The 22,179-nt window shown below is 30.3% G+C and carries 23 protein-coding genes and 1 tRNA gene; 13 read left to right on the top strand and 11 right to left on the bottom strand.

Features of this window, described 5'->3' with window-relative positions:
• Positions 1 to 427: 427 nt before the first annotated feature.
• From AAEO58_RS10910 to AAEO58_RS10880, 7 genes are all read left to right on the top strand, one after another.
• Entirely contained in the window at positions 428 to 766 is a 339-nt protein-coding gene (locus AAEO58_RS10910) for a plasmid mobilization protein (protein WP_341683409.1), read from the top strand.
• Positions 738 to 1,718, top strand: a complete 981-nt coding sequence (locus AAEO58_RS10905; RefSeq protein WP_341683408.1) for a relaxase/mobilization nuclease domain-containing protein — start codon at positions 738 to 740, stop codon at positions 1,716 to 1,718. The genes AAEO58_RS10910 and AAEO58_RS10905 overlap by 29 nt, the downstream gene beginning before the upstream one ends.
• A 4-nt stretch (positions 1,719 to 1,722) precedes the next feature.
• A complete protein-coding gene (locus AAEO58_RS10900; RefSeq protein ID WP_341683407.1) occupies positions 1,723 to 1,911 on the top strand; it encodes a hypothetical protein in 189 nt (62 codons plus the stop codon).
• Between the two features lie 255 nt (positions 1,912 to 2,166).
• Positions 2,167 to 2,706, top strand: a complete 540-nt coding sequence (locus AAEO58_RS10895) for a hypothetical protein (protein WP_341683406.1) — start codon at positions 2,167 to 2,169, stop codon at positions 2,704 to 2,706.
• 1 nt (position 2,707) lies between these two features.
• Positions 2,708 to 3,121: a hypothetical protein gene (locus AAEO58_RS10890; RefSeq protein WP_341683405.1), complete on the top strand. Its 414-nt coding sequence runs from the start codon at positions 2,708 to 2,710 to the stop codon at positions 3,119 to 3,121.
• A 200-nt stretch (positions 3,122 to 3,321) separates the two neighbouring features.
• Positions 3,322 to 3,843: a hypothetical protein gene (locus AAEO58_RS10885; RefSeq protein ID WP_341683404.1), complete on the top strand. Its 522-nt coding sequence runs from the start codon at positions 3,322 to 3,324 to the stop codon at positions 3,841 to 3,843.
• Positions 3,836 to 4,525 (top strand): nucleotidyl transferase AbiEii/AbiGii toxin family protein, encoded by a 690-nt coding sequence (locus AAEO58_RS10880; RefSeq protein ID WP_341683403.1) that lies wholly within the window; start codon positions 3,836 to 3,838, stop codon positions 4,523 to 4,525. The genes AAEO58_RS10885 and AAEO58_RS10880 overlap by 8 nt, the downstream gene beginning before the upstream one ends.
• A gap of 88 nt (positions 4,526 to 4,613) precedes the next feature.
• Here the strand turns inward: AAEO58_RS10880 and AAEO58_RS10875 are convergent, their stop codons facing one another.
• From AAEO58_RS10875 to AAEO58_RS10855, 5 genes are all read right to left on the bottom strand, one after another.
• Positions 4,614 to 6,533: an AAA family ATPase gene (locus AAEO58_RS10875; RefSeq protein ID WP_341683402.1), complete on the bottom strand. Its 1,920-nt coding sequence runs from the start codon at positions 6,531 to 6,533 to the stop codon at positions 4,614 to 4,616.
• The gene (locus AAEO58_RS10870; protein ID WP_341683401.1) at positions 6,514 to 7,059 is read right to left on the bottom strand and encodes a hypothetical protein; all 546 of its coding nucleotides are present in this window, start codon (positions 7,057 to 7,059) and stop codon (positions 6,514 to 6,516) included. Before AAEO58_RS10870 ends, AAEO58_RS10875 begins: the two co-directional genes overlap by 20 nt.
• 1 nt (position 7,060) lies before the next feature.
• The gene (locus tag AAEO58_RS10865) at positions 7,061 to 8,269 is read right to left on the bottom strand and encodes a hypothetical protein (RefSeq protein ID WP_341683400.1); all 1,209 of its coding nucleotides are present in this window, start codon (positions 8,267 to 8,269) and stop codon (positions 7,061 to 7,063) included.
• Positions 8,270 to 8,326: 57 nt separating this feature from the next.
• The gene (locus tag AAEO58_RS10860; RefSeq protein ID WP_341683399.1) at positions 8,327 to 9,550 is read right to left on the bottom strand and encodes a tyrosine-type recombinase/integrase; all 1,224 of its coding nucleotides are present in this window, start codon (positions 9,548 to 9,550) and stop codon (positions 8,327 to 8,329) included.
• Between the two features lie 67 nt (positions 9,551 to 9,617).
• Positions 9,618 to 9,691: transfer RNA gene (locus AAEO58_RS10855), tRNA-Met, on the bottom strand.
• A 152-nt stretch (positions 9,692 to 9,843) separates the two neighbouring features.
• Here AAEO58_RS10855 and AAEO58_RS10850 point away from each other — a divergent pair.
• Both AAEO58_RS10850 and AAEO58_RS10845 read left to right on the top strand, forming a co-directional pair.
• Positions 9,844 to 10,236: an START-like domain-containing protein gene (locus tag AAEO58_RS10850; protein ID WP_341683398.1), complete on the top strand. Its 393-nt coding sequence runs from the start codon at positions 9,844 to 9,846 to the stop codon at positions 10,234 to 10,236.
• A gap of 52 nt (positions 10,237 to 10,288) precedes the next feature.
• Positions 10,289 to 11,128 carry an aminotransferase class IV gene (locus AAEO58_RS10845; protein ID WP_341683397.1) on the top strand — a complete coding sequence of 280 codons (840 nt, stop codon included), beginning with the start codon at positions 10,289 to 10,291 and terminating at the stop codon, positions 11,126 to 11,128.
• On the opposite strand, the gene AAEO58_RS10840 is transcribed toward AAEO58_RS10845, so the two are convergent.
• The 5 genes from AAEO58_RS10840 to AAEO58_RS10820 all read right to left on the bottom strand — a co-directional run bounded on the left by AAEO58_RS10840 (position 11,121) and on the right by AAEO58_RS10820 (position 15,667).
• Positions 11,121 to 11,681 (bottom strand): YqgE/AlgH family protein, encoded by a 561-nt coding sequence (locus AAEO58_RS10840; protein ID WP_341683396.1) that lies wholly within the window; start codon positions 11,679 to 11,681, stop codon positions 11,121 to 11,123. The two genes, AAEO58_RS10845 and AAEO58_RS10840, sit on opposite strands and share 8 nt — an antisense overlap.
• Positions 11,682 to 11,804: 123 nt before the next feature.
• On the bottom strand, positions 11,805 to 12,080 hold the full coding sequence (locus AAEO58_RS10835; RefSeq protein WP_008256752.1) for an HU family DNA-binding protein: 276 nt from the start codon (positions 12,078 to 12,080) through the stop codon (positions 11,805 to 11,807).
• A gap of 176 nt (positions 12,081 to 12,256) precedes the next feature.
• Positions 12,257 to 13,204: a methionyl-tRNA formyltransferase gene (gene fmt, locus AAEO58_RS10830; protein ID WP_341683395.1), complete on the bottom strand. Its 948-nt coding sequence runs from the start codon at positions 13,202 to 13,204 to the stop codon at positions 12,257 to 12,259.
• Positions 13,204 to 15,090: a RecQ family ATP-dependent DNA helicase gene (locus tag AAEO58_RS10825; protein WP_341683394.1), complete on the bottom strand. Its 1,887-nt coding sequence runs from the start codon at positions 15,088 to 15,090 to the stop codon at positions 13,204 to 13,206. The genes fmt and AAEO58_RS10825 overlap by 1 nt, the downstream gene beginning before the upstream one ends.
• 37 nt (positions 15,091 to 15,127) lie before the next feature.
• Positions 15,128 to 15,667 carry an AAA family ATPase gene (locus tag AAEO58_RS10820; protein WP_341683393.1) on the bottom strand — a complete coding sequence of 180 codons (540 nt, stop codon included), beginning with the start codon at positions 15,665 to 15,667 and terminating at the stop codon, positions 15,128 to 15,130.
• A 125-nt stretch (positions 15,668 to 15,792) separates the two neighbouring features.
• On the opposite strand from AAEO58_RS10820, the gene AAEO58_RS10815 reads away from it, so the two are divergent.
• The 4 genes from AAEO58_RS10815 to AAEO58_RS10800 all read left to right on the top strand — a co-directional run bounded on the left by AAEO58_RS10815 (position 15,793) and on the right by AAEO58_RS10800 (position 19,229).
• On the top strand, positions 15,793 to 16,077 hold the full coding sequence (locus AAEO58_RS10815; RefSeq protein ID WP_133610909.1) for a DUF493 family protein: 285 nt from the start codon (positions 15,793 to 15,795) through the stop codon (positions 16,075 to 16,077).
• Between the two features lie 7 nt (positions 16,078 to 16,084).
• Positions 16,085 to 16,786 (top strand): DUF4290 domain-containing protein, encoded by a 702-nt coding sequence (locus tag AAEO58_RS10810; protein WP_341683392.1) that lies wholly within the window; start codon positions 16,085 to 16,087, stop codon positions 16,784 to 16,786.
• Between the two features lie 8 nt (positions 16,787 to 16,794).
• On the top strand, positions 16,795 to 18,105 hold the full coding sequence (gene murA, locus AAEO58_RS10805; RefSeq protein WP_341683391.1) for a UDP-N-acetylglucosamine 1-carboxyvinyltransferase: 1,311 nt from the start codon (positions 16,795 to 16,797) through the stop codon (positions 18,103 to 18,105).
• 356 nt (positions 18,106 to 18,461) lie between these two features.
• Complete coding sequence (locus tag AAEO58_RS10800; protein ID WP_264368337.1) at positions 18,462 to 19,229, top strand: sulfite exporter TauE/SafE family protein; 768 nt, start codon at positions 18,462 to 18,464, stop codon at positions 19,227 to 19,229.
• A 36-nt stretch (positions 19,230 to 19,265) separates the two neighbouring features.
• On the opposite strand, the gene AAEO58_RS10795 is transcribed toward AAEO58_RS10800, so the two are convergent.
• Positions 19,266 to 21,731, bottom strand: a complete 2,466-nt coding sequence (locus AAEO58_RS10795) for a DUF5686 and carboxypeptidase regulatory-like domain-containing protein (RefSeq protein ID WP_341683390.1) — start codon at positions 21,729 to 21,731, stop codon at positions 19,266 to 19,268.
• Between the last annotated feature and the right edge of the window lie 448 nt (positions 21,732 to 22,179).

Raw genomic sequence — 22,179 nt, 5'->3', positions numbered from 1 at the left:
TTGCTATTAAAAACATGGCTTGCTTCATGACAACTTATAATTTATTAAAAGTGATGGTAACTAGGAAATATTTAATTAGTTTAATTATAAAAGAATATAGTAATACAAAAGTATAATAATACAAAAGTATAATAATACAAAAGTATATATATATTTATATACAAATATATTTATATATATAAATACAAAAATACATTATTGTATTTTTTACCCTGAATAAGTTAAGAGGATTAATTGTTAAAATAAGTTGGAGACAACGTTTAACAAAATATTATTTAATATTGACTTTTAGCCGTAATGTTTTTTTGAATACGGTTAACCGTATTTGTCATTTTTTACCCATTTAAATTTGTCCTGTTGAACGAGTTTAAATGGGTTTTTTATTTGTAATTCTTTTCAGCAATTTTTCAAATTAAAAAATGAAAGTATGGCAAGACCAAAAAAGAAGTTAGACGAAATTAAGTTGTTACAAATCAACCTAAGAGTTACTTTGAATGAGCAAGTTCAATTGGAGGAAATTGCTAAAACATATGGTTTAAATGTAGTCGAGTTTGTTAGACGAAGAGCTTTACAAAGACAGTTGCCAAAGTTTACAATGCCAGGTTTACAAAGAGATTTGCTTATTGAGCTTTCCAGAATTGGAAACAATATTAATCAAATGTCGAAAAAAGCAAATCAAGGTAGCCCTAATTTAAAAGGATTAGAAATTGAATTAGTGAATTTGTATAAACAGCTAAATGAAATTAAAAATCAATTATTGGAATAGCATGATTGGTAAGCAAGTTAAAGGAAAGGATTTTTATGGTGTTTTGAAATACAACCAAAATAAAGTAGATAAAGGTGAGGCTATTGTTTTAGATACAAATTTAGCATCTAATTCAGTTGTTCTGCAAACGAAAGAATTTAATGTGGTTAGACAATTGAAATTCAATCTCTCAAAAGCTGTTTATCATGTGAGTTTGAACTTGCCTTATAATGATGCAAACAAGTTGTCAAATCATGAATTCTCAAACTTAGCTGGGGATTATTTGGAAGGGATGGGATTTGATGAAAATCAATACATAGTTTACAAACATTTTGATGTAGATCATTCTCACATTCATATTGTGGCAAATCGAGTTAATTTTTCTGGAAATGTTGTAAGCGATTCGCAAGATTATAAAAGAAGCGAATCGTTGATTAGAAAGTTAGAGCAGAAATACAATTTATCAGAATTAATTAGAAAGGAAGAATCTAATGTTCTTTCAAAAGGGGAAATTGAAAAATGTCTTCGAACGGGTGATGTTCCCGAGCGATTAGAATTGCAAAACATTTTAACTGAAATTCTAAATCAGAATTTGTTGATGAAAGACTTTATTGAAAAGCTAAGTTTAAAAGGAGTTAATGTCAAAATCAATCAAAGTTTAACAACAGGATTTATTTCAGGAATATCATTTGAATATAAAGGAACTTTTTACAAAGGAAGTAAAATACATAAAAAATTTTCATGGAATAATATCAAGACTAAAATTATAACAGATGAACAAAACAGAAACAATCCTATTATTCCAGAAGATAATGCTGGAATTAGAGCAGCTAAAACAGAAACAGTTGGATATGAAAAATTTATTACTAAAATCCCACGAAGTCATAGCAACGAATCAAGTGAAAATATCAAACAAAATCGACCAACTAACGAAGAAATAAAAAACAAACCAAGACTTAGATTTAGAAGATAATTAAATGCTAAAAGCTGAAACTCCATATAATATAATTCAAACACTTTCGGAATCGGAAGTAGCTCGTTTGTATCAAATGTTGGGAGTTCAGCCTACTTTGAATTCTAAACCTAAACAAAATAAAAAGAAACCTTTAATTACTGATGCTGAAGCAACGGAGTATTTACTTAAAAAGTTAAAAAGATACACTTAGAAAATAAACTTTAATTTTAATTAAACAATAATTTTATTTGGAAATAATAATCTAATTTTACAATAACAAAAATAATATTAATCGCGTAAGCTATTAAATAGGAACTCAGGAAACTAGGAACTTCCGTACAAGACATCCAAATTTAATAGACTTACGCCTGTGCAAAATACTTGCGTGGGCGTAGTCTTCTGGATGTCGGGCTTCCTAGTGCCTCTGAGTCTGCTGGCTATTGTCTCACGCATTTTTTTAGCACACATGAAAAACAACAAATCAAACCTAGCACATGAGTACGAAGTACTTTTTCCATTAGTTAATTTATTATTATTTGATAATTCTGATTCTCTAGATTTCGAATCTAATTATGAAAAATTATCGGATAATTTTATTGAGGCTATTAAAACAACTAATCCAACTGAAATAGAGGACAACTTCTTTACAAATAGAGTTTACTTTTATTTGAAAGAATTGTCTCCTAAAGAAAGGGAACATCTATTTATAATTATTTTTAATAACGATGCTTATATTAGTACTTTGACCATTACTAATTTGTTTTTAAATGATATTACACCAGATGAAAAAAATACATTTTCAATCCAAAATAAAATTATAATTGATTTGTTAAATTTTAGAGAGGAAGCTAAACTTAGTAAATCAATACTCTTGTATTTTACCATATATTTTTTATCTATTTTTGAATATAAATTTTCTGATTCTAAAACCATTACCAAATTTGAATATGATGATTTGATTCATAATTTAACCAACCTCAAAGAACCATCTTTAAATGGATTTTAATATGGAAATAGAAAAAAAAGAGGTGCTAAATTGGTTTTGGAACTTCAGACCAGATTTAGCAGTAGATGAAAATTATGTTGAAGATTTGCACAGACAATATGTTCAATCAAACAAAAATCTATCATTGGATGAATCTTCTTTTTTTGGATATGTAGTTTTCAACTATAGGTCTGAAATCATAGACTTTATTTATGCAGCTTTAGAAGAAAATTGGTCAGAAGTTCATTTAGATTGGGAATTAGAAAATAAAACCACTTTTCACATTAAAAGCTTAAAGGAAATAATTGATTCTAATGACCCAGTGGAAAATCAAGAACAATATCCTCATTTAGAGTTTAATGAAGAAAATGTTAGAAAAATTTATTTGAATTTAATTGATAATTATATCAAGAAATCAACAGTCTTGAAAAGTTAACTTTTCAAGACTGTTTTTTTATCATTAGACTATTTTTATTTTATTGATTTTACTCGTAAAATTCTATAAAAACTTCTTTTTAAGAAAACAATATCGCATATCGCAATATGAAATATAATTGTATGATACGTTATTGGATAATATATTATATTACTTTCTAATATTTTTTATTTAATATTGCATATCGCAATATGAAATATATGCAACAGTCAAAGAATAATTTAAAACCACAAGACGTAGTAATACTCCTGAAAATAATAGCTTTAGGTGAAAAATCATGGTTTCATCACACTATTGCTCAGGAGCTTGGAATAAGTCAATCAGAAGTAAGCCAATCCCTAAACCGTTCTAAATATGCTGGTTTAATTGATGATGCTAGAAAAAAAGTAAACAAATTGGCATTTACTGAATTTTTATTACATGGTGTTGCCTATGCTTTTCCACAACAACCAGGCGCAATTGTAAGAGGAGTTTTAACAGCACATTCAGCAGAACCTCTAAATCAAATTATAAATTCAAGCGAAAAATACGTTTGGCCTTATGCAAAAGGAAATGAAAGAGGACAAGCTATAGAACCATTATATAGCACTGTGGTTGAAGCAACATCTAATGATAAAGAATTATATGAATTGCTTACAATGGTAGATGCAATAAGAGTTGGAAGAATTCGAGAAAAAGAAATTGCAAAAAAAGAACTAGAAAAAAGAATTCTAAATGCATAGCAAAGTCATAAATCTTGCATTGGTGGCTCAAGTAGCTAATGGATTACAAGAGCTAAAAGATAAAATGGTGTTCATTGGTGGTGCTGTAATTAGCTTGTACACAGATGACCTTGCTGCCGAAGAAATCCGACCAACTGCTGATATAGATATGACCATCAATTTAGCAAACTATGCTGAATGGGCACAAATGCAAGAACGATTAGCAGAGTTGGGATTTTATCCCGATCCACAAGGACAATCAATATGTTCATACAAATATCAAGATATTGCAATAGACATTATGCCTTCGGATGATAGTAGTATTGGTGTTTCAAACATTTGGTACAAACCGGGTTTTAAATACTTACAACAAATAGCATTGGAAGATGGAACAAACATAAATATATTACCCTCTCCTTATTTTTTAGCTACAAAGTTAGAAGCATTCAAAGACAGAGGGAAAAATGATTTTTACGGCAGTCACGATTTCGAAGACATTATATATTTAATTGATAACAGAACAACAATAGTTGAAGAAATTTTAAACGCTGATGAGGAGATTCGTCAATATATAAAAGAAGAATTAACCCTAATTAAAAACCACAAACAAGCGGAAGAAATTTTAGCAATGCATATTCATCCATTAATACGCGAAGAGCGTTTTAAAATGTTGATGGAGAAGATTGAAAAGATAACTAATTAAATACTTTCTAATATTGTACAAAAGTTTATAAATAAAAAAATTCTAAAAAAAGGCTTAGGGATTATTTTGTATAAAAAAATATAGAAGATTATGCACCAATATCAAATATATTTTTAGTTAATAATTTATTTTTCTTGTCAATTGTTTGAAAAATAAATTTTTTAAATTCTGTTGGATATTTATTTAATCCTGTCGTTAAAATAATTTGCCCTTCTTCTATGACATGATTTTCATCTCCTAATTCAGTAATTAAACGCATTGTAGAAATAAAATTATTGTTGTCAATACCCATGTTTTCAGGTGTGTCAATTAATAAAAATTTTGGAAATTTAATTTTATCTACTATAGAAAGATGGAATAGTGTTAGATAATACATCAATCTTTTACTTACATTTGAACTTGCTTCTTTATAGGTTCCTCCATTAATAATTGGCATATAATCTTCGCTAGAGATACGAGCTGAAGTGCAATCAAAAAGAGCCTTAGTCATTAAGGACAAATATTTTGTATTGAATGATTTCACAATTTCATCCATACTTTTACTAGATTCAATTTTCTTTTGATCCATTATTCTCTTATAGTCTTCTACTTTCGTACCTAAAGATGCTCGTTTGATTTCTAATTCCTCTCTCTTTAATTCAATTTTTATTTGTTGTCTAATTTGTGAAATCGTCTTTTCTAATTCTAAAATTTTATCATTAACTTCTTTTAACTCAATGTTTTTAATTACTCTTCTACCTTTAGTTAATTGATTAATTTCTCCTCGCATTTCTTCTAATCTTGACTCAAAAGCAGAAATTTTTTCTCCTAAATATTTAATATCATCTTCATAGCCTTTTAGAGCAAAATCTAAAGTTTCTATATTTTTCTGTTTACTCTTTAGTATATTAAAATATTCTTCTTTTGTATAGAAAAATTTTTGATATTGTTCATCTGATACCTCATTACCACAAATACATTTTTCAGGTTCTCTGTTAGCTGTCTTAAGACATACTGGACAAGTGTTTGGCGAGAATAGATTCAAATTTTCATTAGTAATGATTATTTTTTTTAAATGTGTTACTTCTAAAATCACATTTTCACGAACTCTTTTTACTCTAGAATATTCCAACACAATATTGGATTTTTCTTTTTTTAAACTAAAAACTTTCTCTTCATATTCAGAAAATTTTTGTCTTTTTTGACTTAGAATTTCAGTACTTGTTTTTATGGAAGTAACATTATCATTTATCGATTCTCGATAATTTTCAAGTTTATTAATCTGAGAAGTGAATTCTATTAAATCTAAATTTAGATTATAAGAATTCTTTCCTTCAAATAATGTACTTGAATCAACGTTTAAATATTCAAAATTCTGAATCAGAGATTTTATAGTTGTCTGTTCGTCTAATGCCTTCCTGTAATCTGCAATTGAATTATAATAGTCATCAAATGAATTCCCTGTGAGTATTTCAAAAATTGCTTTTCTAATAATACCTGAATCGGATATATAATTTTCATTATCAGGTCTTTTGTAAATTTTATCAACAGGAGTTATCTGGTCATGATACATTAATCTAAACAAATCAAGAAAATTCAACTTGTAGAATTCAGTTCCTTGATATATTTCTACGACCTTTATATTTAATTTCCCCAATAACCAATCGGAAAAAGTAAATATATTATTAACACTTCTGTTAATTTGTAATGTTATTACATCAGTTGGGCTAACAATATTTACTTCAAATTTATAGACATAACGAGTAATGATGTAAATTTGATTATTTATCAATATTGTTATTTCAACATAGTTGGATTTGTCTCCTGTTATTTCAATGTGTTTTTCACTTGTGTCATCTCTGAACCATTTAACATTTCCACCTAATCCAAAATATAGCAAACTTGAAAAAGTTGTTTTACCCGTGCCATTCTCTCCTTCAAGAATGTTAATTCCTGAAGTTAATGTTGGCGATATATATGAGTATCGCTCTCCAAAATATTTGACCTGTTTAACTAATAAGTTGCTCATCCGGTATTCCGTTGGTATAATAAAGATTTGTTAACATTGTTGTAATATCAAGAATTGATATTCGTTGAACTATAGATTTTAATCTATTAATATTATTTCGTTCTATTTTAAATATTTCGCCTTTTAGAAATTCTTTTTGGACAGATTGTTTGTTTAAACAAATAGTAAGTTTGTCTAGTTTTTTATCCTTAATAGTTAAAAATCCTTCGTTTGTTAAAGTAAAAACAAGTTGATTTATCGTTCTAATTCTTAATAATGAATCCGTAAAAGATTGACTTAATAATTCTCTGTCAACTTCATTGATTTTTGACATAGGATTTCTTAATTGCTTTTCGATGATATCAATAAGTTTTCCATTAGAAATGAAATCTATCAGAAATGAAATTTTTCTATGGTCTCTCAAGCTACTTTTTCCTTCAACGCAATCAAGTCCATTTAAAATAATAAATATATTATAAGTGAGAAAATTATAATCTTCACTTTTAATAAACATCATTCTTTTTTTAGTTAAATCGTTTTGTCCCATTTTAATCAAATGCTAAATAACAACTATCGATAAATTCAATAAAAAGTTCTGTAATTACACTATTTCTTTCAACACCATAAGTAAAATCTTTTTTCAAATCTTCAAATTCTTTTATACAATTAATAGTTATTTCTCTGATAATAGTTTCTATTTCATCTTGACAAAAAACAGTCTTTGATTTATTTTGTGTTTTAGAAAATAATTCTGTTTCACAAAAATTGAAAACTCTATATTTCAATGCAAGATATTGTAATGAAGATTTATGATTACTTTCAAAAACTTTTGCTATTGCAGCTTGCCGATTTAATTGTTTTAACCTATCAAGACTAAAATCTGGGCAAACTTGTAATATTTTATCATTTAGATTTCTGAAATCTGTTGGTTTTTCTATTGTGTCCCATAATGTATGGACATCATCTAACTTAAGAGGTTTTGTAATATTATATATAGCATTTTGAAAACTTAGTTGTACATCAGCCTTTTGAACAAGTTTAAATAGTCTGTCCTTTTGTATCGATTTTTTTTCAATTAATTCTAATAGTTTAGCCTTAATTGTTTCTTCTTGACTCTCGTTATCAACACTACTATAGTAAGTACAATCTTTAATTAGTTTAATTACTGATTTTTCAACCTCACTAATTTCTGGGAAACCAAATAGCCAAGAAATTTGCATTAAAAATTTAATCCACTCATTTAATGTTAATTTCCTTAAAAATGCGATTGTTGACTCTTCATAAGGATAATTAACCTCATAATAATCAAATACTAAATCTTTAACTATTTGTGCTATCTCTTTAATTCTTGTTTCATCTAAAGAAGCCAATTCTTCTAATAATGATTGTTCAGGCAATGTAACTCCAAGTTTTTTTGTTCTTGTACTTGAACCCTCTTTACCAATTGAATTTGTGCTTAAAAAACAAAATTTAATGTCTGAAGAGAAATCATTGTGTGTCCAAATATCAATAAAACTGCAAAATGATTTTAAAACCTCTTCACTATTAAGAGTGAACTTACTATTAGGGTCGTAATTTTTGTTTTGTTCAAAAATCTCACCATCTTCATTTTTTTGATAAACATCTTCGTATAGCTCAATAGCAACAGCAACATTTTTTTCTTGATTTGTATTTATGTTTATTAGTAAATACTCTATTGCCCTAAGTTTTTGTAACCTAAGGGCTTCGATTAATCCTGATGCTTCTCTGTCAATCATTGTGGTTGTTTACTCCCCAAATATAATAAAAAAAGACATGTTTTATTACTTTATTTTCTACAAATACCTTGAATAATCCTCAGGAATGTATGCATTAATTTCCCTTAAGTATTTTCTTAGTGCTGTTTTGCTTGTATGCCCCGTTATAGCCATAATATTTGATTCGGCTTCCTCTGGTGTCATTTCTTTGATAAAGGTGTTGTAGAGTTTGGTTATAAAGGTATGTCTAAAACTGTACAATCCGTAATCTTTACCTAATTTGAATTTCTTTTTAACTTCTAAGAAATAATCAGAATAATCGTTTCTTCTGCTAGTTTCTGTAGCTTCCCAGTATTGTCCAAAATCTTTTCTTCCGAACAAATAAGCATCTTTTGGATAATGGGTAATATTTGGTATTTCGTCAATTAAAACTTGTGGAATTCGCTTTAATTTGAAACCTGTTTTGGTTTTAATTTTTAAAATTTTGTCATTTAAATCTATATCTCCAATTTTGATACGATTTACCTCTACAGGTCTTAAAAAGTTATAAGAAATAAATTTAACGTATAAAGAAAGTAACTTATTATTCTTGTCTAAATACTCAAATATTTTAGTTTCTTCGGTGCTAGTATATGATTTATTCTTTTCAGGATTGCTTTTTAAAACAGGAATCTTATGAATAAAGTTTTCCGAAATAATTTCATTATCTGCTAAAACTGTAAAAATAGTACTAATATCGGTACGAGTATTATTTCTGTTTTTAGCTGAGGTTGCAGTTAAAATTTCATTTAAATAAGTAGTAATAACTTTTTTATTAACTGAAGAAATCAATCTGTTTTTAAAGCCATTTTCGTTTAGCCACTTTTCAAAACGTAGAATTCGTCCTTCTAAACCTTTATATGATGTTTCTGCTAACGTACTTTTTTTGATATTTAAAGCAAATGTAAAAGCTTCTTTAATAGATTTACTATTAGATTCTTCTTCGAAATTGAATTTATTTTCTGGATTGTATGGATTGAATCCGTCTTTCAAAAGAAGAGATAGATTTCGTTGCATAGTTTTTAACCACAACAATCGTTCTCTCTTTTCTAAGTGTTGAGGAGCATAAATGTTGTTTGGAAACCTTTCAAGTGGACCATCAGCCTTTTTACGAAAAGAAAAATAAACATACCAACGTTTTGCTAAATCGCCATTAGCATCATAGATTTTTGGTTCGGAGTATTTTTTCTTTTCTTTCAAAGTGTGTTCAAAATCGTGTTCAAAACCGTGTTCATTTTTCAAATATCGTAAAAATATTGACATAAAAAAAGCAGGATTAAATTGCTCTAATCCTGCTTAAAATCTAACTTTTTAATTTTTAAAAAACTTGTAGCGAAGACGGGAGTTGAACCCGTGACCTCAGGGTTATGAATCCTGCGCTCTAACCAACTGAGCTACCTCGCCAAAGGTCGGTGTGACATCCTTGTTGAATGCGGGTGCAAATATAAAACTATTTCTATTCTTTGCAAATATAATTTTGTAAAAAAAATAAATAAAATGTTTTTTTGTATATTCAATTAATTCTGTATATATTTCCAACATTAAAACAAACTATAATGAGTGTTAAAGTAAAATATGAATTAGAATTCCCTATTCAATCTTCGCCACAGCTACTATATCAATACATTTCTACACCATCAGGTTTGTCTGAATGGTTTGCCGATAACGTAAATTCGAGAGGTGAGTTTTTTACTTTTATTTGGGATGACTCGGAAGAGAAAGCAAAATTAGCATCAAAAAAATCAGGAGAGCGTATTAAATTCAGATGGTTAAATGATGATAATACAGAAACCGATTACTTTTTTGAATTAAAAATCATGGAAGATGAAATTACTAAAGACGTTTCTATTGTAATTTCTGATTTTGCTCACGAGGATGAATTAGACGAATCTAAATTATTGTGGGAAAATCAAATTTCTGACTTAAAACATGTGTTAGGTTCCGTTTAAAAAATCAATTATATAAGTTATATTTGTCCCGATTTAAAAATCGGGATTTTTTATGGTAAATTGTAACGGAAATATTCAGGAAAATAGCGCAATTCTTATTGATTCAAACAGAGGTTTTTTGTTTGGAGATAGTGTTTTTGAAACCATTAAAGTATTAGATAATAAAGTACTTTTTCTTGAAGATCATTATTTTAGATTAATGGCTTCAATGAGAATTTGCCGCATGGAAATTCCTATGAATTTTACCATGGAATATTTTGAAGAGCAAATTTTAAAACTAATTGCTACATTTTCAGATTCTAATTCATATCGTGTTCGCTTTTCTGTTTACAGAGATTCAGATGGTTTTTATTTGCCAAAAACTAGAAATGTACAATTTATAGTTGCTGCTTCGTCATTAAATTCCGATTTATATGCAATCGGTAAAGAATCTTATGAAGTCGAATTATACAAAGATTTCTATGTTTCAAAACAATTGCTTTCCACTTTAAAAACCAATAATAAAATGCTTCAAATCACCGGAAGTATTTTTGCAGACGAAAATGGTTATGATAATTGTTTGGTTTTAAATGACGAAAAGAATGTGGTGGAAGCTTTGCAAAGTAACTTGTTTATGAAAACGGGTAATGTAGTAGTAACTCCACTAGTTTCTGATGGTTGTTTAAACGGAATTATGCGCAAACAAATACTAGAACTCTTGAAAAAAATAGAAGGAATCGAAGTTAAAGAAGCTTCTATTTCTCCTTTTGATTTGCAAAAAGCGGATGAGTTATTCTTGACCAATGTAATTTCGGGAATTCAACCTATAACTAAATACCGTAAGAAAGAATACACTGCTGAATTTGCTTCAGATGTAATTAAAAGATTGAATGCTAAAATCCGACTTAGTTAAGCATTGGGTTTTCTGGAGCGTTTGAAAATAATACGTATTCGCCACCTTGTTCAATTATCTTTTCTTTCCAAAACAAAGTGCTAGCTTTCGAAAGTAGTTTGTTTTTGAGCGTATTCTCAGCAACAATCCACGAATTTTCTTGCATCTCCATTTCTAATTGGTTAACACTCCAGCCACTATAGCCTAAGAAAAAACGAATATGATTTTTAGTAATCTTACCTTCGTTTATCAATTGTTTGGTGGTTTCAAAGTCGCCACCCCAATAAATTCCGTTAGAAATTTCAACGCTATTTGGAATAATATCTGGAATATTGTGAATGAAATACAGATTGTCCTGTTCAACAGGTCCGCCATTGTATATTTTAAAAGAAGCTTCAATTTCCGGAAGCAAATCATTGATGGTATAGTTCAAAGGTTTATTTAAGATAAAACCAATTGAGCCTTCATCGTTATGTTCCGCTAATAAGACCACAGAGCGATTAAAAGAAACATCGCCTAAAATCGAAGGTTCTGCAATTAACAGATGGCCTTTTTTTGGTAAAGTTGATATCATATTTCTGTAGTTAATTAATTAAAGTTATCAAAAAAAAATTACAAATTCAAAATATTCTCGATGAAATGTAAAAAAAAGTCCCGATTTGCATCGAGACTCTCTTATTTTGATGTAACAAAAATATTATTTGTTTACTGCACCTTCTAATTCAGCACCAGCTTTGAATTTTACTACGTTTTTAGCAGCAATTTTGATAGTTTTACCAGTTTGAGGATTTCTACCATCTCTTGCAGCTCTTTTAGATACTGACCAAGATCCGAAACCTACTAAAGACACTCTTCCACCTTTGTTTAAAGTTCCTTCAACATTGCTTAAAAATGATTCTAAAGCTAATTTAGCAGCTGCTTTTGTAATACCAGCAGAAGCTGCCATTGCATCGATTAATTCTGATTTGTTCATGATTAAAGTTATTTATAATTGGTTAAACTTAATTATTTATCACAAATTTAGCGGTATTGTTGAACTACGCAAGTATTCGTGCTATTTTTCGACTAAAATGTTGATAAATTAGATTAAATGTTAATAACATTGTTTGTTTTTTTAATTTTCATCCTTAAATATAGTGTTTTCAAGGCTTAAAGCGCTATCGCATTTTCTGAAAACGAAATTCCATTTAATAATTCATGAGCCAACATTCTTTTCTTTCCTGGGAATTGTAAACTTTCAATTTTTAAAAGACCATCTTTTGTAGCAATAAAAATCTCTTTTTTAGTAGTTGTAATCTTTCCGATAGTTTCCGAATGTGTTTTTTCTTCAAAATTCGCTAAATAGATTTTTACATTCCATTCTTGGTCACCATCTTTTATAAAAGTCCAAGCTGCTGGATAAGGAGATAAACCTCGAATCAAATTAAATGTCGTATTCCCTGATTGCGACCAATCAATTTTGCAATTCTCTTTATTTAATTTGTAAGCTGTTTTAACATCCGGATTGTTTTCTTGTAAAGTTGTGATGGCTTTTTCAGATTCAATTAATTGTAATGTTTCTAAAACCGTCTCACTTCCTAAATGCATCAAGCGGTCGTGTAACTCGCCAGCGGTTTCATTGTCGCCGATTTCCGTTTCTTTACTCAAAATCATCGCACCGGTATCAATTTTATCATCAATAAAGAACGAAGTAACTCCTGTTTTGGTTTCTCCGTTAATGATAGCCCAATTAATAGGCGCAGCCCCACGATATTCAGGTAACAAAGAAGCGTGAAGATTAAATGTTCCTAATTTTGGCATTTTCCAAACTACTTCAGGCAACATTCTAAAAGCAACAACGACTTGTAAATTGGCATCTAAACTTTTTAATTCGGCTAAAAAATCTTCCGATTTTAAATTGGTAGGTTGTAATAGTCGTAAGTTTTTCTCTAAAGCATATTCTTTAACCGCACTCATACTTACTTTTTGTCCACGACCAGCTGGTTTGTCTGGAGCAGTAATAACGCCTACAATTTCATAGTTATTTTTGTAAATAGTATCCAGAATCCCAACAGCAAAATCGGGAGTTCCCATGAATACAATTCTAAGTTTTTCCATTATATAAGGTAATATTGATTGTTTGAATTGATTTTGATTCGATTATTTTCCAATAATAATTGAATGGCAAAGATAGTGGCTTCTGAAGAAATGTGAAGTTGGTTTTCTATTTCTCTAGAGGAAAGTGGCTCTTTTTTTAATAATTGAATTACGTTTTGAGTAATTTCTGTTGGATTAGCCTTTTTTTTTGAAAAGCAATACGAACAAATACCACACTCTTCTTTCGAAATTTCATCAAAATAAGCCAAAAGCATTTTGTTTTTACAAGTGTTTTCGTCAGAAATGTAATGTACAACACTTTGAAACTGATCTTGTTTTAATTTGTTTTGATGTTCTAAAAATTTCGCCACACGATTAATGGTCAAATCATCTTCTCGTACTTCGTTGAATGTAATACTACTATCGTTGTTTTTTGCGTGTAAAATGATACATTGACTTGCAGCTAATTTATCAATCACTTCTTCCACATGTGCTTCTGTAGAGTTCGCTTTTTTGGCTACCAAGTGCGGATTAATTGTGGTTTCCACCTCAAAAATTCCAGAATAGGTTCTTAAAATCGTGGTAATAACGGGTTCATCATGTGGATGCAAACTAATGTAACGAATCACTTCTTTACTTGGAATGATAAATTGCAAACTTATTTTTTCTGTAGATTCGCTTTGAAACGTTATAATACCTTGTCTATCTAAAAATTGTAAGCTATTGAAAGTTGCAATTACAGGAAAATGGTAATGCGCACAAAATTGGTTCAAATTGAAAGCAAAACTTTCGTTATATCCTTCTCCGTATGCAATTTGAAAGTAATTATTCAGTTTAACGTAAACGTCTCTAACAAATTTTTTATCGGGTAAAACATCAATAAATTGGGCTCTGGTGTAACCAATATCAGTAGCATTGGTTAAGATAATTCCGAATGCTTTTTCACCATTTCTTCCTGCTCTTCCTGCTTCTTGATAATAATTTTCAATATTTTCTGGAAGTTGGATGTGAATTACCGTTTTTACATCGGGTTTGTCAATTCCCATTCCAAAAGCATTCGTTGCTACCATGACTTGAGATTTGTTCTCTAACCACGATTGCATGTTTTTCTCTTTCTCTTTAGCCGGCAATCCACCGTGATAAAACGTACAACTAAATCCCAATTGATTCAACTGTTGTGAAGTTTCAACACACGATTTACGATTACGAACATATATAATTGAAGATTGCGGATTTTTAGTTAAAATCTGCTGTATTTTGAAAAGCTTATCTTCTGTTTTAATCACATGATAAGCTAAATTTTCTCTAGTAAATGACTTTGTAAATACTTTTGGGTTAACCAAAGCTAAATTCTTACAAATATCTTCCTGAACTCTTTTATTGGCTGTTGCCGTCAATGCTAAAAATGGAGTAGTAGGAAAATGTTCTTTTAAAGCCGAAATTTTCAAATAGGCCGGTCTAAAATCATGTCCCCATTGGCTCACACAATGTGCTTCGTCAATTGCAATAAGGTTTATGGGTAATTGTTTCAAGCGCTCAACAATCCAATCGTGTTGTAAACGTTCAGGGGAAAGGTATAAGAATTTGTAATTTCCGAATTGACAATTATCTAAAATATCAATTACATCATCTTGCGAAACGCCACCAGTTAAGGCAATAGCTTTGATATTTTTGCTTTGTAAATTCTGTACTTGGTCTTTCATTAAAGCAATCAAGGGAGAAATTACTAGACAAATTCCATTTAGTTGAATAGCAGGAATTTGAAAACATACCGATTTTCCTCCTCCAGTAGGTAAAAGGGCAAAAGTATCATTGCCACTTAAAACCGATTGAATGATTTCTTCTTGAGGTTCTCTAAAACTATCGTGTTTCCAATATTTTTGAAGAATTTGTAAGGCTTCAGACATGTGAATTGGCTTTTAGAAACACTAAAATACAAAAAAATTATTTAACAAGATGTTTCATAATAAAATCAACACGATTTTCAACCGTGTCTTTTGGAACTTCTGTAATCGAATAACCATAATTTTTGTAGGTTTCCATCAAATGTTCGTGAATCAAAACTGCTTGTTCGTAATTTTCATAACGCTCGGTATCACTTACATAAATTTCTTTCCAAGGTGGTAAAACAAAAATGGCAGAGTATTTATGATCTTGACAAGCTTTATCAAAAAAAGCAGGATACGAATCGCCAATGTAATGCATGTATGCTAAAACATCTGGAATACCACGATCTAAAAAAACGATATTTGCTTCTTCATTTAAAGCTTCTTTGAATTGTCTTTTTCGGCCTTCTAATAGTAACTCACTGAATAAAAGTGGTTTTTCTAAGAACAATTGTTCTATTCCTTGCTCTTGTGCTTCACGAATTACTTCACGCGAAACCTCAGGATAACAAGTGTGTCCTTTTTCTTTTAAAGCTTCTATTAAGGTGGTTTTTCCAGAGCTTGGTCCACCAATTAAAACCACAATTTCTTTATTCATATTGGAAATACTAAGGCGCAAAAGTAAGTTTTTTTAAAAATCTAATCAACTTAAAAAATTATAAGTTACTACAATATAATTCTGAACATAAAAAAGTATATTTGCTTTTCCAATACGAAATGATGATGGATAAGAAAACAGAAGATTTTTACGCAAGATTAAAAGAAGAGTTAACCAATTCAACACTTTGGCCTTCAGAGTATTTGTATAAGTTTATTATGCCTTCCGATGTGCATAGTATTGCTAAGGTAGAAGCTGCATTTAATGATATGGGTGCTGTTATTACTACACAACAATCTAAAACAGGGAAATTTACCAGTGTTTCCATTAGTGTAACTATGGCAAGTCCTCAAAATGTGATAGATAAATACATTGAAGTCTCGGATATCGAAGGCATCATTTCATTATAAAAAAAACATGCAAGAAGAAGTAAGTTATTTAGAATATAATTCAGAACGTCCGCATTTGATTATTCCAGAATACGGAAGACATTTGCAGAAATTGATTGACCAAGCCACTGAAATCCAAGATCGTGAAGAACGAAACAAAGCGGCAAAATACATCATTTCGGTTATGGGTTCATTGAATCCGCATTTAAGAGACGTATTGGATTTTCAACATAAACTTTGGGATCAGTTGTTTATTATGTCTGATTTTAAATTGGATGTAGATTCGCCTTATCCAATTCCATCAAAAGATATTTTAACTCAGAAACCAGATCGTTTAAAATATCCTCAGAATTTCCCTAAATACCGTTTTTACGGAAATAACATCAAGTACATGATTGATGTAGCAAACAGTTGGGAAGAAAGTGATTTAAAAAATGCTTTAGTTTTAGTGATTGCCAATCACATGAAAAAAAGTTACTTGAGCTGGAACAAAGACACGGTAACCGATGAGGTGATTTTCGAACATTTATTAGAACTTTCGGGAGGAAAATTAAATCTTTCTAAATCGAATGAAGAGCTTTCGAATACACACGATTTGATGAAAGTGAATAAGAAAGTTTCGAATAAAACACAATTTGGTCCTAGTAAAGTGGGGATTATTAAGAAAAATAACAATCCAAAAGGACATTTGAACAAGAACAATCAAAATAAAAATACATTTAAAAAATAGGCAGTTGCATGGGAACATTTAAAATCGAAGGAGGAATCGCATTAAAAGGAGATATTACACCACAAGGTGCAAAAAATGAAGCGTTACAAGTTTTATGTCCTGTTTTGCTAACTTCTGAAAAAGTAAGAGTAACGAATATTCCAGATATTATTGATGTTAACAAACTAATTACGCTTTTAGGTAATTTGGGAGTTAAAATCCAAAAAAATGGACCTGGTGATTACACGTTTCAAGCCGATGAGGTAAATGTAAACTACTTAAAAACAGAAGCATTCAAAAAAGAAGGTGGAAGTTTAAGAGGTTCTATTATGATTGTTGGACCTTTATTAGCGCGTTTTGGTTGTGGGTATATTCCAAAGCCAGGAGGTGATAAAATTGGTCGTCGTCGTTTAGATACACACTTTGAAGGTTTTATTAACCTAGGAGCTAAATTCAGATACGAAAGAGAAGACCATTTCTATGGAGTGGAAATCGACGGAAGATTACAAGGTTCTTATATGTTATTAGACGAAGCTTCTGTAACAGGTACTGCCAATATTGTAATGGCAGCGGTTTTAGCTGAAGGAACAACTACGATTTATAACGCTGCTTGTGAGCCTTACTTACAACAATTGTGTAAAATGTTAAACTCTATGGGAGCTAAAATTTCTGGAGTAGGGTCTAACTTATTAACGATTGAAGGAGTTGAGAGTTTAGGCGGTTGCGAGCACAGAATTTTACCTGATATGGTTGAAATTGGTTCTTGGATTGGTCTTGCGGCTATGACAAGAAGTGAAATTACGATTAAAAATGTGAGTTGGGATAACTTAGGACAAATCCCAAACGTGTTTAGAAAATTAGGGATTACTTTAGAAAGAAAAGGCGATGATATTTACATTCCAGCTCATAAAGACGGATACGAAATTAAAACCGATATCGATGGTTCTATCTTAACCGTTTCTGATGCGCCATGGCCTGGATTTACACCTGATTTATTGAGTATCGTTTTGGTAGTTTGTACACAAGCTAAAGGCGATGTATTAATTCACCAAAAAATGTTTGAAAGTCGTTTGTTCTTCGTGGATAAATTAATTGATATGGGAGCAAAAATTATGTTATGTGATCCGCATAGAGCAGTGGTTATGGGACATAATTTCCAATCGCAATTAAAAGCAACTACGATGAGTTCACCAGATATTAGAGCCGGAATTTCTTTATTGATTGCCGCTTTAACTGCAAAAGGAACGTCAACCATTCAAAATATCGAACAAATCGACAGAGGTTACGAGCGCATCGACGAAAGACTTCGCGCTATTGGAGCTAATATTGTGAGAGTATAATTTTAAATTGAAATATCGAAAATCCAAATTCTGTACAAAAAGGAATTTGGATTTTTTTATTATAAACCAAATGACTACTGCTTTGTCAAGCTGAACTTGTTTCAGCTTCAAATTTAAACATATAAGTCACATAAGTTTTAAGTTCATGTTAATTACTTTAAAAAGTCCATAAAAGCAAAATATTCCACAAACTTTGTCATTCCGTCAGGAATCTCTTGAGCTATTGATTTATCAATTTAAAAATAATTATTAAGATTTTACCAATTTCTCCAATCAGTGTTCCTATTTTTGCGCTTAGATTTGAATTTTGTACTTGATTTTGTATTTGAATTTGCCCTTGAACTTGATATTTTAAAATGGAAACCTACATCATCATTTTTCTCTGCATTGCTTCCTTCGTAGCCGGTTTTATCGATGCTATTGTGGGTGGTGGTGGACTAATTCAAACACCAGCAGCTTTAATTTTATTGCCTAATGTACCTGTTGCGTCTATTATAGGAACATTGAAAATTCCAGGTTTTAGTGGTACAAGTATTGCTGCCTATCAATATCTGAAAAAGGTAAAAATTGATTGGAAGTTGTTTGTTGTTATGGCAATTATTTCGTTCTCTTTTTCTTTTTTAGGATCAAGTTTGTTGAATGTCATGAAAAACGATTTCATGAAACCAATTCTATTTGTAATATTAATTCTATTGCTAATTTATACCTATTACAAGAAAGATTTTGGTCATTTCCACATTAGTATTTTAACCAAAAACCAACTTTATCTTTACGCATCACTTATTGTAGCTGTTTTGGGTTTTTATGATGGTTTTATTGGTCCAGGAACTGGAAGTTTATTAATTATGGCTTTTATCGCCATTCTTGGGTTTGACTTTTTACAAGCCAACGCTAATGCTAAATTAGTGAATTTAGCTACTAATTTTGGTTCTATTACTTTATTTGTGCTTAAAGGAAAAATCATTTGGGCAGTTGCCATACCCATGGCAATTTGCAATATTATAGGTGCTTGGCTTGGAGCTAAGTTAGCTATTTCTCAAGGCAACGGATTCATTAGAATTTTCTTCTTAATTGTCGTTGGATTAGCCTTACTTCGTTTTGGATATGATGTGTTTTTTAAATAAAAAAGCACCCCTTTTATTGAAGTGCTTCTTATTATTTTAGAATTTAACGCCAAACATCACGCCATCACCTTGAAAACCGTTTTGGTAACTTCTTACATAATCAACGCGTAAGAATCTAAATTTACCCCAACCAATATTATCAAATCCTACAGTGAATTCTTGGTACGGTTTCATGTTTGGAATATTCAATTGATGAAAACCTCCAATTAAATTCCATTGTAGTTTGTTCAATAACGGAATTTTATTCATAATGTAGCCTTTGAAATTGTGCTCAATATGAGTTTCTAAATACGCATCATTCGTAGAATGAGTATAATAAGGAAGCAAATTAAACGCGTTCAAGGAATTGTTCAACAAATTCACATGCGTTTGATTTCCATTGAAATGTTTGTAATCTACGAATGAGATGTTATCAGCATTAAAGAATTTACCCGCTTTAAATCGTAAACCAAAATCGCCTTTGTTTCCAATGGTTTTGTTGTAATCTACGGTTGCGGTAACAAAATCATAATGGTAATTACTGTTAGAAGCACCAAATGCTTTCTCATAGTAAAAACTCAATATTGGATAATCGTCATTTTGAATATTAATCTTTCCATCAGGGCGCGAAATGTATTTTTGACCAAAACGAATACGCGTTCCCAAACTCGCTTTCATAATATGATGCTTTTCAAAAGGAACTGAAGTATAATTGTCGGGTTGTAATGGATCATTCGAAAAATATAAATCATCATTTTTAATAACACTGTAATCCGTGTTGTTGAATAACGCTCTTCGGTTTTCATACAACAATTTACCTGAAGCAAAAATGCCATTAGTAACTTCTCTTCCATAGTTAATTTCGGCAAATTCTTTATTGTACAATTTCATATAATTGTTTTTAAAGAATAAAGTCGCCACCGAATTCACTAAATTACTAATCGGTTCATTTGGATTAAACTGACTAATAGCGCTTCCACCAGTTAAACTAATGTATGCGTTATTGCGGTTGTTAAATCGGTGATAATATCTTCCATTAACACGTAATCTATCTTCTGAAAAGCCATAATTAAATGTGGAAGAAATAGAAGTGAATTTTCCTGTTTCTTCATTCCATTTTCTATAGGAGAACCCACTGTCTAAATTGTATCCTTGAACCGTATTATGACTTAGAGAACCCAAATTGGTGAGTCCTTGATAATTGAAGTTCCAATTTTTATAGGAGTTTTTGTAGTTATAACCCGTAATAATTTTAAGCAATTTAAATTTGTTTCCTTTGGTATCAATAGAATCCAAATACACCTGCGATTTTCTAATCGTTTGAATACTGTCTTTCTTAACGTAATTAGTAGTTTCTTCATCTGTTAATGGCACAGGTCTGTATTCATTCCAATACGTTTCTTCTTTTTTATTAGCATTTTCTGCAAACGTAACGACTTCTTTTCCAAAAGTTTTCTTTTCAAAAGCATCTTTAAAAACATAATTGGTAAAAACATGGGTGAACTTTCCAACGAATTTCATTCCGAAAATCCCAGCATTAAAATCTAACGTTTGGATATTTTTAGCCCAAATTTTATTCTCGCTATTGTAACTGAAATTTTGCGTCAGTTTCATGGTTTCAACAATTGGCTGTTGCATGCGATAGCCTTTGATATCTAAATTAATACCATAAATTGCCCAAGTGTCTTCTACTATATAAATGTAACCTTCAAAAACAGGTTCTTTATCGCGCTTAGGTGTTACTTGTATTTTATTAATCAATTGGTTTTTATCGTCGTAAAACGTGCTTTCTAATTTGTATTTGTAGTAATTAAACGCATTATCCGCAATAGGAGAGACCATATTGATTCCGAAATCGACATAATTCTCGTAAAAATCGTAATTGGTATTTAGTGCGGTGTTATAGCTAAATCCGTTATCATCACCAGCAATTTTAGAGGCAATAATTTCTTCTTTTAAATTATCAGGTTTTTGAAATTTAATCTTTGAAACCGTTTCTGATTGGTAAATGATACCACTTCGGGTAGAATCTAAGTTACCTTCTAAATCACCAATTTCAACGCCCATGAATTTTTTAGGAATGTCTTTGGCTTTAAAAACACCTCTTGAGTAAAAATCAGCTTCAAATTTATCGGTTTTAGCAGCATTCTTCTTTTTACTTTTTATAGCGTTTCTTATAATTTCATTAGCTGGATTTTCACCATTTGTAACTACAACTTCTTTCAGCTGAAAATCTTCTTCCATTAACACAACATCAAATTCATAAGGAAATTGCGAAATAGCCAGAATATGTTTCTGAGTTTTAAAGCCTAAATACTGAAAAATTAAATGAACGTTACCTTTCTCAGTAGTATTCAATTCGTATTTACCTAATTCGTTTGAAGTGGTACCTATATAGGTGTTCTCTATATATATGTTTACAAACGGAAGAGGATTTCCATCTTTATCTTTGATAGTTCCTTTTATTTGAGCAAAAGAGATAGAAGTTAAGAATAATAAGAATAGCGTAATTTGTTGTTTCATGTTGTTTGTTTTTATTATACAGAGCTGCACAGAGCTTTTTTTAATTTTCTTTGTCTTTATAGAGCTACACCGAGGCGTTTCACTTGTTTTTATTACACAGAGTTTTTTTTAATTTCTTTATCTTTATAGAGCTTCATCGAGACGTTTCACTTGTTTTTTACACAGAGCTGCACAGAGCTTTTTTTAATTTTCTTTGTCTTTATAGAGCTACACCGAGGCGTTTCACTTGTTTTTATTACACAGAGTTTTTTTTAATTTCTTTATCTTTATAGAGCTTCATCAAGACGTTTCACTTGTTTTTTACACAGAGCAGCACAGAGCTTTTTTTAATTTTCTTTGTCTTTATAGAGCTACACCGAGGCGTTTCACTTGTTTTTTACACAGAGTTTTTTTAATTTCTTTGTCTTTATAGAGCTACACCGAGTCCGAAGCTTCGGACGTTTTAATT

Source organism: Flavobacterium helocola (assembly GCF_038289885.1).
GTDB classification, from domain to species: Bacteria; Bacteroidota; Bacteroidia; order Flavobacteriales; family Flavobacteriaceae; genus Flavobacterium; species Flavobacterium cheniae.
This window is presented reverse-complemented; position numbering and strand designations above follow the sequence as displayed.